The sequence below is a fragment of the Mycoplasma sp. 3686h genome, from assembly GCF_056781225.1.
Map to the genome: position 1 here is coordinate 832,324 of NZ_CM165562.1, position 14,040 is coordinate 846,363.

General features: G+C 29.8%; 8 protein-coding genes and 1 rRNA gene. All 9 read right to left on the reverse strand.

Annotation, left to right across the window (positions count from 1 at the left end):
- Nucleotides 1-246: 246 nt before the first annotated feature.
- The 9 genes from AC1RP9_RS03360 to AC1RP9_RS03400 all read right to left on the reverse strand — a co-directional run bounded on the left by AC1RP9_RS03360 (nucleotide 247) and on the right by AC1RP9_RS03400 (nucleotide 13,799).
- Nucleotides 247-1,757 (reverse strand): 16S ribosomal RNA (locus AC1RP9_RS03360).
- Between the two features lie 151 nt (nucleotides 1,758-1,908).
- Nucleotides 1,909-2,583, reverse strand: coding sequence for a DNA repair protein RecO (gene recO, locus AC1RP9_RS03365; RefSeq protein WP_481822162.1), 675 nt, complete (start codon nucleotides 2,581-2,583; stop codon nucleotides 1,909-1,911).
- 54 nt (nucleotides 2,584-2,637) lie between these two features.
- Complete coding sequence (locus AC1RP9_RS03370; protein WP_481822164.1) at nucleotides 2,638-3,786, reverse strand: YitT family protein; 1,149 nt, start codon at nucleotides 3,784-3,786, stop codon at nucleotides 2,638-2,640.
- A gap of 65 nt (nucleotides 3,787-3,851) precedes the next feature.
- Complete coding sequence (dcm, locus tag AC1RP9_RS03375; RefSeq protein WP_481822166.1) at nucleotides 3,852-5,090, reverse strand: DNA (cytosine-5-)-methyltransferase; 1,239 nt, start codon at nucleotides 5,088-5,090, stop codon at nucleotides 3,852-3,854.
- Between the two features lie 9 nt (nucleotides 5,091-5,099).
- Nucleotides 5,100-6,581, reverse strand: coding sequence for a Sau3AI family type II restriction endonuclease (locus AC1RP9_RS03380; RefSeq protein ID WP_481822168.1), 1,482 nt, complete (start codon nucleotides 6,579-6,581; stop codon nucleotides 5,100-5,102).
- A gap of 170 nt (nucleotides 6,582-6,751) precedes the next feature.
- Nucleotides 6,752-7,426 (reverse strand): beta-phosphoglucomutase, encoded by a 675-nt coding sequence (gene pgmB, locus AC1RP9_RS03385; protein WP_481822170.1) that lies wholly within the window; start codon nucleotides 7,424-7,426, stop codon nucleotides 6,752-6,754.
- 5 nt (nucleotides 7,427-7,431) lie between these two features.
- Entirely contained in the window at nucleotides 7,432-9,816 is a 2,385-nt protein-coding gene (locus AC1RP9_RS03390) for a glycosyl hydrolase family 65 domain-containing protein (RefSeq protein WP_481822172.1), read from the reverse strand.
- Nucleotides 9,817-9,841: 25 nt separating this feature from the next.
- Nucleotides 9,842-11,476: an alpha-amylase family glycosyl hydrolase gene (locus tag AC1RP9_RS03395; protein ID WP_481822174.1), complete on the reverse strand. Its 1,635-nt coding sequence runs from the start codon at nucleotides 11,474-11,476 to the stop codon at nucleotides 9,842-9,844.
- A 235-nt stretch (nucleotides 11,477-11,711) separates the two neighbouring features.
- Complete coding sequence (locus AC1RP9_RS03400) at nucleotides 11,712-13,799, reverse strand: transglutaminase-like domain-containing protein (RefSeq protein WP_481822176.1); 2,088 nt, start codon at nucleotides 13,797-13,799, stop codon at nucleotides 11,712-11,714.
- Between the last annotated feature and the right edge of the window lie 241 nt (nucleotides 13,800-14,040).

A 14,040-nucleotide genomic window follows, 5' to 3' on the forward strand; every position in this document is an offset into this window, starting at 1 on the left:
TTTAATAAATTATTATTGCTAATAATTCTCAACTCGGTATCACAAAACAAATTGACTAAAAAATGTTTTTTGATGTCGTTGTTATATTAATTAATATCTTTACTATTCAGTTTTCAAAGAACATATGAGAGTAAGCTCTCTCAAAACTAGATATATCATTGGACTATTGACAATGTACATAACGGTATTTAAAATAGTCTTATTAAGGTAAATAATTCTTCAACGAATTATCTTTGTACTCCGTAGAAAGGAGGCGATCCATCCCCACGTTCTCGTAGGGATACCTTGTTACGACTTAACCCCAGTCACCAGTCCTGCTTGTAGGCGGTTGTCTCCGTAGTTAACAAAACCGACTTCAGGCATTACCAGCTCCCGTGGTTTGACGGGCGGTGTGTACAAGACCCGAGAACGTATTCACCGTAGCGTAGCTGATCGATGATTACTAGCGATCCTGACTTCATGAAGTCGAGTTGCAGACTTCAATCCGAACTGAGAATAGTTTTTTGAGATTTGCTCCATGTCGCCATCTTGCTTCTCTTTGTACTATCCATTGTAGCACGTGTGTTGCTTACACTCGTAAGAGGCGTGATGATTTGACGTCATCCCCACCTTCCTCCCAGTTACCTGAGCAGTCTCCTTAGATCATTTAACTAAGAATAAGGGTTGCGCTCGTTGCAGGACTTAACCGAACATCTCACGACACGAGCTGACGACAACCATGCACCATCTGTCATTTTGTTAACCTCAACTATATCTCTATAGCGTTGCAAAAGATGTCAAGAGTGGGTAAGGTTCTACGCGTATCTTCAAATTAAACCACATGCTCCACCGCTTGTGCGGATCCCCGTCAATTCCTTTAAGTTTCACTCTTGCGAGCATACTACTCAGGCGGATGATTTAATGCGTTAATTGCGCTAATGGTGTCCATCAGCTAATCATCATCGTTTACAGCGTGGACTACCAGGGTATCTAATCCTGTTTGCTCCCCACGCTTTCGTCTCTCAGTGTCAGTATATTCCCAGTTAATTGCTTCACTATATTGGTGTTCTTCCTTATATCTACGCATCCCACCGCTTCACAAGGAATTCCATTAACCTCTAAATAACTCTAGTCTATCAGTATCCAACGCGATTTGGGGTTGGTTCTCAAGTTTTGACGCCAGACTTAATAAACAACCTACAGACGCTTTACGCCCAATAATCCTGGATAACGCTTGCAACCTATGTATTACCGCGTACGCTGGCGCATAGTTAGCCAAGTTGCTTTCTGACAAGGTACCGTCAAGATAATAGCATTTCCTCTATTATTTTTCTTCCCTTATAACAGCAGTTTACAACCCAGCGCTTCCATCCTGCACGCTGTGTCGCTCCATCAAGCTTTCGCTCATTGTGGAAAATTCCCTACTGTCGCCTCCCGTAGGAGTCTCGGCTGTATCTCAGTCCCAGTGCATGGTTCAGTCTCTCAACCCCGCTAAACATCATCGCCTTGGTAAGCTTTTACCTTACCAACTAGCTAATGTTCCGCACCCCGATCCTTTAGTGAAGCATGCGCTCCTTTGATATTATTAACATGCGTTAATAATAAGTATCCTAAGCATTAGCGCTAATTTCTCAGCGTTATTCCAATCTAAAGAGCACGTTAAGTACGTGTTACTCACTCCATTCGCCGCTAAGTTTATAAATAAACTCCGCTCGACATGCATGTATTATAAGACACAGTACAGCGTTCATCCTGGTCAGGATCAAACTCTCGAAAAAATTGACTGTCATGTATTGTTATATATCTAGTTTTCAAAGAACTTTTTTGCTATTGTAGCTTATTAATTATACATATAAAAAAATTTTACAAAAACATTTTTATCATTTTTTTGATGGTTTTTCATATATCCAATTAAGAGCTGTTTTTAAATTATAAATTAAGAATTTTATTTTCAAAACAAAATTGTGTCATTAAATAATAAATAATTTTATCTTGATCATTTTCCGGTGCACTTATATATATAGTAACATGATTAAATAAATAATAAATTTGCTCAAGCAATTGGGCTGAATATTGTTTTGATGAATGATCGGAACATAAAAACCCACCTTGAGTTAGTTCAAAATCAACAATGTGCTCACTTGAGCACATTGCACACTGATTTAAGGTTAATTTAATTGCGTGATATTTAATTAAAGCAAGTAAAAAGATGTTCAGGATTTTGAAAAAATGAGTTTCTTGCTGGTGTTGATTAACAATTTGATAATAATCAATAAATTCACTTTGCAAATGCACTTCTTGTGCTCAGGTACTAATTCGTTTTAATAATAAAAAAGTTTTTTCATTGCTAAATTGATATGACCCAATTAGGCTCACTTTTTTCATGCGACCAATTTTGTTAGCATAACGAGCTTGAAAATATTCAATTTCACACAAAGCTCCTTGAATTAAGTTGCTCGCGTTTTTGGATAATGGTTTGTTCAAACCTAATGCAAACAAAGTAATTTGACCACTTTGAGTTAAAAAAGTGACCAAAAATTCATTAGCTGATAATTGCTTTTGGTATAGGAAAATTGCCTTTTGAATGGTTGTTTGTTTTGGCATTATTAATTAATTATAAATAAATATCTGCTCGCTTGAGCAGATATTATCTGTGAATTATTTTTGTTTTTTGAATAAACTTTTGTATTGAATGTTGGTGATATATAAATATCCGTCCACTTTTTTCAAATTAGCAATGCTAATAAAGGCGTTTTGGTCAATTTGACGAGCTACTTCAATGAATTTAGCTGCATCAATAAACAAACAGGTAGTCACAATAATGTTTTGAGTTTCTTTAGTATATCCACCTTTCACTTCATTAACACTAGTAGCAAAACGGTATTCTTTAAGTTGATTGACTGCATTAATAATAACTCATGGTTTTTGTGAAATAATTTCAACTTTAACCATTTGAAACTTAGGAAAAAGAATGTTTAAAAACCATCCGTTAAACAAAACCATGAGCAGTCCAGCCACAAATGCTGAACTAAAAAAGTTTTGTAATTTTCAATTTCCAGTTTCTAATCCATTAGTAATATAGCTTCCCACAAAGTAGGATAATAAAAACGAAAATAAGTGTAATAGCATTAATAAAGGACCCACGTTTTTGAATTTTTTATGTGATAAATACACACTTAAAATATCAAATCCCCCTGACGAGCTATCAATGATTAATAAAATGGCAGTACATACAGCTTGAATCGCTCCTCATAGTAAGGCATAAAAGATAATTGAAAAGTCTGAAAATTTTCCCTTTTCTCAGGTTATCAGTTCGTGTTCATTTAATTGTCCAAAAATATATAAATGATCATTATTAGTAATTAAGTTACTAATAATTAACCCTACAATAGACACTGTCCCCATAAAAATAAAGTTTAATAAAGTAAAGCGCTTGCCAATAAACTTTCATGAGAGAATAAATAATGGAATATTGGCAAATAAGTTTAATAATCAGAAAATACTATTGTAAATGATAAATTTATTTTCACCTTGAGGTATTAATTGAAAACTTAACCGAGCAATTGATTGAGAAATAGCTGCTATTCCCATTTCATATAGTCCGGTAATTTGTACAATTATATATTGAAAGAACGCAAACAAAATTGCAATAATTAAAGTAAAAATAATCTGTCATTTGAGTGATTTAACACGGTAAAAGAGGCCAAAAGTAAGCAATGATTGTTTAATTTTGGCACGTTTAAATTCCACAATTTTGTTTTCTTCTACTTGTAAAATATTTTTTGAGTGTGACTTATTATTTTTCATCTTTTATATTATAAGGTGGTTTTTAAAAACTTTTTATGACTTATTTAGTTGGTGATTTAATTTATTTATTCGCTTTCAATTATTTTTCTTAATTTGCTTTCGATTCGGGTAATAATTCCAGTGACTAGGGCATTTCCCATCATAAAATATCTTCGTTTTTCGGTCATTGTATCGGTTCAATTGAGTGGGAACATTTGAATTAATTCACATTCTTGGGGGGTTAATATTCGATATTCTTTAAGTTTGTCATCATAAATAATGTGCGAAGATCTATTAACAGTTCCTTCGCTGGTTAACATAGTTCGTGCAGGTTCGTTTAACTTTTCTGGAAAGCTCATTGCTCCTTCACTATAAATATATTCATGACCACTTTTAGAAGTTCTTAGGATTTTTTTTGAACCTTTGAGATACTTTCATTTTTCTAATTTGTTATCTCTTACTATGTAAGGTTGATAATTTAAATTTTCTTTGTGGACTTGATTGATTATTTGACTTAAAGTGTATTTTTTCTCGGTAATTGATTTAAAATCAGCAGATGTGATTTTACCGTTTTTCATTATTCCTGTGTCTAAAAATTTACCGTCTTGAAAATTATTGGAAACATCCAAAATATCAACGTATTTAGATAAATCAATAGATTGAATTTTAGCGTTTAAATTTATTTGAAACTCAGTATTAAAAATATTTGATTCTAATAAATTAATTTCATTAATGCTTTTAGCAAATTTTGTCGTTTTTTTATAAGCAAAGATAAAGACTCTTTTGCGTTTTTGTGGCATTGAATAATCTCCTGCATTCACAACTCGTCATTGAACATCATAACCTAAATCATCAAATGTTTTAAGCATAATCGCAAAATCTCTTCCTCTTTGAACTGAAGGTGATTTAAGTAACCGATCCACATTTTCAAGTAAAACAAATGTGGGGGATTTTTGAACTAAAATTTCTTTGATTTCCCAAAATAAAACCCCTTTTTTACCTTCTATTCCTTTTTCATTTGATAATGATCGTGCAACAGAATAATCTTGACAAGGAAATCCCCCTACTAATAAATTATGATCTGGAATTTCGTGCTTATTTACCTTGTTAATGTCTTCGTTTGAATTATTTTCAATTCCAAATCTGTTAATATAACATTCAAAAGCATGTTGCGTTTTGGTTGATGGTTCATATTGATTTGCTCATACAAACTTTCACGGACCTTTTTCAATCGCTCGACCATTTTTATCAATTTTTTGAATTTTATTAAATCCAACCCTAAACCCACCAACACCAGCAAAGAGTTCTACCACAGTTAATTTCATACGATTCTCCTATTTTAATAAATGCTTAATTATTTTTGATATATATTCATTATTAAATCAAAAACATTGGTGTGTCATTTTATCTCCATTTGGTAACGTGTCCATGTCTTTTTCACTTCCATTACCATATTTAATTCCATTTATTAAATAGGCACTTTTTAGCGAATGGGGTCTTAAATGAAAAATTTGAGTTTGGCTTTTCTTTGGTAAATCATTATGAACAACAACTTTTCCTGATTTTTCTTTTTTAATTTGAAAATTAACTCCATTTAATAATTTGTTTTTATAGCTTTCTCATTCTTGTTTTCCTATACTTTCTAGTTCATTAATGGGCATATTTCAAAATGTTGCTCCTCTAAGAATATACTCCCCATTTAATTTTTCTTGAAAAACAACAAATAAAAATCGGGTTGTTTCAAAGAAATTATATTCATTTGAATTATAAAAATCTTGCTTAACAAATTCTCTAATTTTAATTTTAGGGAATGACATACTTTCTTTTGGTTTGTTATTTAATTGAACTCTAATTGTTTTAACGATAATATTTGCTTTAGCAAATTCTTCAGCATTTAGAGTTTTAACACCTAACATGCGATAAACAAGTGTTTGATTGATATTTTTAGCATTGGTTTGGGTACTAATTTCAAATAACTTATACAAGCTTTCTTCTTTTTGTCCAACATATTTATCAATGACTTGAAGCACCAAATCATCAAACTGGTTTTTTGCTAATTGTTCTTTTGTGAAAATTGGGTCAAGATTATATTCACTTTTTTTATCAACATAATTGTTTAATATGTATGTCATATAAGATTGCTTAAGTGAAAAAGCTCTTCTTTTAGCAGGTATGAGTTTATTATAAAATTGTGGTTGTAAAATTTTATTTGAATTTGCACCTTTGGGACAAGCACCTAAATATTTTGTGTCTGACTCTGAGAGAAGATGAGCATTTCCACTTGTAATTTTATTAACGATAATTTTATAATCTTCTAGAATGATTTTTAAGTCTTTTGAGCATATTTCATCGTATATATCAAATAAATTAACATAATTGATTTTATAATTAGTTTTGAGTTGTTCTTGACTTCGGTGATACCAAACCATTAGCATTAATTTAATTTTATTTTCAAGATATGAACCTTTAAATTCTGTTTCTATAGGTTTATTGTTTGGAATCATTGAAATTATAAGACGTTCACCTGCTCTAATTCCATTCTTGGTTGTTTCGTAAGGTGTAACTTTTAGCTCCATTCCCACTTTTTCAAAATCAGGTTGCGAATCAGAATTAGGTTTGTAGAAAAAATGATACTCTTCCAACAAATTACCTAAACCACCTTTGTTGTTGCTGTTGTTATAATAATTTATTTTTTCATTTAATAAAAATCCATCTAACACTTTTCTCAATATATCTTCAAAAGTTGAACCTATTAGTTTTTTAGAATACTTTAAAATATCTTTTACACTATTATCATCATAAGGTAAGTTTTTCATCATTTTTCCAATTTAAAAATTGTTTATTAAATCTATCAATTGCTATCTTGTTTTCGTTTTAAGTATTTTATTATTATAATGTAACATTTAGCAATCTTATTTAGAATATGAAAAGATAAGCAAAAATAAGAAACAAAAAATCTTAATTTTGCTTATCTTTTAGGATAGATTTAAACCATTTTTAAAATCTTGTTTAATTTTAGTTCTTGAGTTGAATGAAAAACAAGATCACAAGATAAAAATAAATGTTCATTACCTTGAGGAATAATTGCAATTGAATGCATTTGAGCATCAATAATTGCTTGAACACCTGAATGAGCATCTTCAATTCCAATACATTCTTGAGGGAACAATTTAAGTCCTTGAGCTGCTTGAAGAAAAATATCTGGTGCTGGTTTACCTTTTTGCACATTTTTCGGATTAACTATAAAATCAAAATAGCTTATTAAACCAATTTTTTCTAAAATTAAAGGAGCATTATGCGAGGAAGAAGCTAAAGCAATTTTATAATTATGCATTTTTAACTCTTTTAAAAACGATTCTATCCCAGGTAAAATAGCACTTGAGTCTAAATTGGTTTGTAACAATCTTTTATATTCTTCGTTTTTATTAAAACACATTTGTTCAATTTGAGTGTTCGAGAATTGTTCAAGCACATTTTTAGCTTGCAAAATAGCAATTAGTGTGTCTTTTCTTGGTAATCCTTTAAGTGGTTCATTTTCTTGCTCACTATATTCAAGATGATATTTAGCTAATTCACCTTTTCAAGCTAAATAGTGTAAATGAGCTGTATCAGTAATCACTCCATCTAAGTCAAAAACAAAACCTTGAATTTGTTTTTTCATACATTTTATCCTTGAATTAGGAATTTTTGAACCTCAAGGAGTTTAAACATGAATTCATTATTATTGATGATAAGAGGCTTATTAGCTTGTTTCAAGCAGATAATTTCAAAATCTTCTTTAGATACTGATACTAAAAATTCACCACTAGCATAGCTAAAATTATATTTTAAATTATTCCATTCTTTAGGTAAATTGGGATGAATGTGTAATTGATCATTATGTCAATCAAGACCACCAAACCCAAAAACAATCATTTGTCAAATGGCCGCTAAACTTCCGGCATGAATTCCTTGGTTTGAAGATTCCATATTGTTTCCTAAGTCAATGTTAATTCCATATTTAAACAATTGATAGGCTTTCTCAATTTTACCTAAACGGGCAGCTTCAATAGCGTAAGTGGCCGGTGAAAGTGATGAATCGTGAGTAGTGATACTTTCGTAATAATCAAAATTAGCATTTCTGATTTCTTTAGAATATAAATGTGGAAACAAGGAAGTTAAAAGGACTACATCGGCTTGTTTAACTAATTGTGAAGATAAAAGATTATGTCCTTGAGTCGTATTGAATAATTTTTTTCCTGCATCCCCAAGCATTTGAAATTGTGAAACATCATTTTTAGGGAGTTTCAAAAATTGATCATTTTCTGCAATAATGAGGTCTTGATTAGGTAATTGTTGTTTTAATTTAGCAACAACTATTTTCATTTTGTCCACATTTATTGGATAAGGAATTTTTTGATAAATCTTTTGCAATAATGCCAATCCTTGAGGAGTTGAAGATAATTTTTCAATTGCTTTTAATGCTAATTGAATATTAAATTGAGCTAATTTATTAATATAAGCATTATTATCAATGTTTCCTTTATATTCATTTGGGCCCATGACGTCTTTAATATGATATTCTCCATTAGCTTGTTTTTCTGCACGATTAGTGTAAAAATAAGCAGTATCAATAATCATCTCATAACCCATTGATTCCATAAATTCTTCATCACCTGTTACTTGATAATATTGGTTAATTGCATATGCTACATCAGCCGATACGTGAATTTCTTGTCTCCGCGAAGCAATTGGAACTTGCTCACCAGTGATAATATCAGCTTGACCTCAATATGGACAAACTTCTCCTTCACTTGGCCAAGCCATTTCTCATGGGAATTGAGCTCCTTCAAGATTACTTTCTTGTGGTCTTATCTTAATTTCTTTTGCTTTATCCCGAGCTCCTTGAAGACCTAAATAACGATAGGTGAGTAAATTACGGACAATTTTGGGGTTAGTAAATAAATAATTAGGATTAATAAAAAATTCTGTATCTCAATAAGTATGTCCTTGATATCCTTCCCCACTTAACCCTTTTGCTCCAACGTTTTTGAAAATTGAATCTTTGGGTACAAACGAATTTAAGTGAAAGATTCCAAATTCTAGAGCCAAAGTATCATATTTAGATTCAAAAGAATCTCCTTCAATTTGAACAAAAAATTGATTTCAAACCTTAGTATTCATTGCCTGAATTGATGCTTGTTTTAATGTTTGATAATCAGCCCTTAATAATTGCTCGTGTTTTTTATTTGCATGTTCAATAACTAAATCATCAGGCAAAATTTCTTTTTCTAAACCCACTCCAGTGTGAACAGACATGAGTTTAATCAACTCAAATTCATCATTTTCTTTTAAGGTGACATTAATTTTAAAAGCTACTTTTCTCCGAGAAATTGTGATTAAATAATCATCATTTCCTCCGTAAATTCTTTGTTGATTTAAACTAGCTTGTGTAATTAAATTATGCACTACTATTTTCTTAGAAAAAGTGGTTCATTGCTTCATTTGTAATGATTCTTTGGTTGGGCGAGATTTAAGCCCTTCAGCAAAGTGCTGTGAACCAGTGTTAGTGACTTGACCATTAATAGCAGGAATGATTGTTAGTTTAATATTTGGATAATTTTTGTTTAATTCTAAAACTTTTATATCTATTTTTTGTGCATAAACGTTTTTTTGTTCTTGAGACACAAATCGTTCAAAATTAAGTTCAAAAGTTCCTTGTTCTCTTTTGATAATAACTCTACGTTGTAAAACCCCTTCTTTTATAAAAAGAGTTTTTAAATACTCATCATCTTCTTGGAGCTGAATTTGTTTTCCATTCAACAAAATAGGTGTGGTCATCAAATCAGCTAAATTAGCTAATTCAGAAACATCTTCTTGGGAAGATTTATTAAAAATTCCATTAACAAAAAAGTCTTCTTTGTTATAAATAGCAGGTTCTTCATCAGCACTTCTAATTCCTAAATATCCATTCCCAAGTGCAAAAATACTTTCAGTTTTAGCTGTTTTTGTGCTGTCAAATTTAATTTGCGAAATAGTTTTCTTATCTAAATCATATTTTAAAAATTCCATTTTTTCTCTCTCTTATAAAAATTATTTATTCTTTAACAAGCACTGATTCATATGGTCTTAATACTTTGCTTGGTATTTTATAATCTGATCATGAAGATAGAATTAGTTCTTTGATTAGTCCATCAAAATGCATTTCTTTTGATGTTAGGTTAAGATATGCAATTAGTTTTTCGCTCTCATTTCAACGAGTAATTTTGATAATTCCACTGTCTAAAATTTCAATGTTTGCTTTTCCGTAAATCAAAACATTATGGTAGGTAGTTTTTCTTAAGTGAATAATTTGTTTGTAAAAATTCAAAATGCTATGTGGATTCTTACTTTCTTTTTCAACATTGATTTGGTCGCTAAATCTTCCTAATTTAATTCATGGGGTTGCTCCGGTGTTAAATCCACTATTTATACTTGAGTTCCATTGCATAGTCACTCTTCCTGAGTCCCGAGAATTAATATTTGAATAAAGCAACATTTCTTCTTCAGTATAAATTTTATCCCGATCAACCATATTTTTGAATGAATTGTGTGTATCAACATCTTTAAATTGATCTCGATTATCAAAATGAATGTTTAAAAGTCCAATTTCTTCACCATAGTATATGCTTGGCACTCCTTTAAGAGTAAAAAGCATAATGGCATGAGATTTAGCTGATTGATTTCTGAAAATAGTTTCACATCCTCAACGCGATACACTCCGTGAAGTGTCGTGATTAGATAAAAAGTTGGTAATCATTGATGGATGAACTTGCTCATCAACTTGAAATTCTTTTTGTCTCAGTGCAAATTGTTTGTAATCTCAAAGTGAATCATACCCGTTTCTTCCGGTTTGCCTTCCTCAACCAATTCATCATCATGAAAAATTGTAATAATTATCAGCAACTTTATCTGTGATTGCATACTGAATTAATTCATCATGAGTAATTCCACTGGCTTCTCCTAAGGTAAAAGTGTCTGGTTTATCTGCAAACGCTAATTTATTAAACTCTTTTAAATAATCTGTCGCTCCCTTACATCAAGCGAATTTAGGATTATGGTTTAATTCTGCAAAGTTTTTCGAAACATGTTTAATGGCATCAAGTCTAAATCCACGAACCCCTAAAGCATACCAAAAATCAATCACCTCAACCATAGCTTTAAGTGTATCAGGATGCTCTCAGTTTAAATCTACTTGTTCTTTAGCAAATAAGTGAAAATAATATTTGTTAATGCTTGGTACATATTCTCATGCACTTCCACCAAAAATAGATTTAGCTTGCTTTTCTTGTTCAGTTAATTGTTCTCTTCAAATAAAGTAATTGTGCTCAACATTTTCAGTTGATTCAATTGCTTTTTGAAACCATTCATGTTCATTGGATACGTGATTAAGGACAATGTCCATAATAATGTCTATTCCCCGTTTTTGTGCTTGTTGGGCAAGTTCTTTAAAATCTTCCAGTGTCCCAAATTGCTCTCACACATTTTTATAATCTAGTACATCATACCCTGCATCAACAAAATTAGTTGCATAAATTGGACAAAGTCAAATGGCATTAATTCCAAGTTCTTGTAAATAATCGAGTTTGCTGGTAATTCCTTTTAAATCACCGTTTCCATCATTATTTGAATCCATAAATGATCGAGGAAAAATTTGGTAAATAATTCGATCTTCTAATTTAATTGTTTTCATGATTATTCCTGTTCTTTAGTCTTTTTAATTTAATTTTTAAATTAAAGGTATGTAAATTATAGAAAATAAACACTCCAATAACATTTAAATTCTTGATAAGTCAAATTAATTTTTTATTTTTTCCACAAAATTAATAATTTATGAAATGCATTGAGAATGGGTTGATAAAATTTAATATACAATATAAAAAACCAATACATTATTAGTGTATTGGTTGTAAGTTTTGATTAAAACTCTAAAGACTATCAGGTAAATCTTGATATTCGTGCTCTTTGGGGTTTTGATAAAACATGATGGTGGTTTCGTAAGAGGATAGATTAAGTCTAAATCGATTCATTCAATCTGAATTACGCTCTAAGAATAAATCTGTATCATCTTTTATTTCAAATATTTCTTCTGAAACTACAGTTTCTGCATTATCTCAATTAGTTAAATCAATTACTTTTCATCTTCCATCAACAAAGACTTCATTTCAAGCATGTCCATCATTTGCTATTGTTGATAAAGGATTTCCAAAGTATTTCCCACCCATAATTCTGACAGGTATGTTTAAAATGGTAAGAGCAGCTGCTAGATTCATACTATATCCAACACATTGAATTTCTGGATCGTTAGTAAAAATTTGAGCAGGATTATAAAATCCATATCCATTATAATTAAAATCCTTTTCAACAGGGGATAAATAAGTTGTATTTGTTGCAATGTAATAAGCAATTGCTTTAATTTTGGTTTTAGTATCTCAATTCTTATTGATAATATTTGGTAAAATTTCTTTTCATTTATTAAATCATCTCTTGTATTCTGGAATTGGATTGATTCAAGGATCTACCTTTAGTTTTTGTGCTTCCTCTTCGGTTAATTGAAAAGAACTATCTGTTGTGATATATTCACCTTTTTCTCTAATGTGTTTTGGATTGATTAATTCAGAAAAAATGCTTTTATAATTCCCGTCAGAAAATAAATTAGGATTTTTTCAAAATAAATTATTATAAATATGGTAATCTTCGCTGGCTGCAGGTTTGTGTTGGAACTCTATAAGTTTTAGATATTTATAATATTTTGCAAAGTCCATGCTTGCGATAGATTCATCAGCAAAGAATTTGTATTCTTTATCTCCTATTTTTAAATAATGTTGTTTTAATATTTTGGTTGGTTCAAAAGTATATTTTGTTTTTTTTAGCTTATTGATTTCATTAATGATTTTTTCTTTTTGCTCGTTAAACTTTTTATAAATTTCATGATTATAAAAAGTACCATTATTATCCATTAATTTTTTTAACTTCTTATAATCTACTTTTTCGGGATTTATAGGATCAGCTTTTCAAAGTTCTTCATATCCATCTGGTTGAAAATTGATTTGTCTTTTAATATATTCACTCAGAACTGGATTGTTTTTAAATTCTGGATTTATTTGTAAAGCTTGAATGTCTTTATCTTGAATTTTAGCTAGTCTGTCTTTTTCGTTAACAAAAATTCAATTTCACCTTTGATAATATTTTAATCAATTATCAATATACTTATCATTAATTACAACATGATTAATTTTTTCGCTATAGTATTTGCTTGGTTCTAAAGAAAACTTGTCATTTTCATCGATTCCTCATTGTAAAATAACATATTCATCATAATTGTTTTGATAATGATATAAAAGTTTTTTCAATCTTTCAAGAGGTTGTAAATAATATGGGTGCTTTTCATATAAATCAATTTGTTGTTTTAATTTATAAATATAAAATTCTTTCTTTAATTCTTTAAGATTTTCGGTTGTTAATTTTGAATGATTAATTAAATTATTTTTAAATAAATTAGACCATTCTTGTTTATCTTGGAAACTAGAAATTAATTCGTTAGAATTTAAAGATTCTTTCTTATAAACTCTATAACCTTCCAGTAAATTATCAAGGGCTTTAGAGCTAAGTTTTAAAAATTCAGATTGAGTTTTTGTTTCGTTTAATATATTTTTTAAATCATTTAAATGATTTAAAAATTCTTGTGATAAGGGAATGGTTTGACTATCTAAAATAATTTTGTTAAATTGTGTTCTTCAATTATTTAACTGTTCTTTTTGATTTTTGGTTAATTCTAAAGGTTCTGATTTTGGTAGTTGATTTTCTTGCTTAGGTTTTGGAGAAATTATATTTTTTGATGGATTTATAGGAATAGGATTAGTTTCAGAATCACTAGGTATATTTTTTAAGGATTTAGTATTATTACAACTAATAACTAGTGTACTTAAAATAATTATTAGTGTTAAACTTACAGATGCAGTTAAAAATAAAAATGGTTTAAATACATTGTTAATTTTTAAAAAACTTCACTTCATGTTAAATTAAATTATAAATATAAAATAGGTTGAATTTTAACAAATACCAAATTAAATTGTGGTATTTGTTAAAATTAATTAACTCACTTAACACCTATTACTGAGTAATGAGCAAGAAAATCACCTGATATTGCTCTCAAATCAAATCTATCAAAAGAATTTTCTATTGTTTAAAATAGGACAAGTTTTTTAGTGAATTTGATATTTTAGAAGCATTAAATACTCTAACATTTTCATCAAT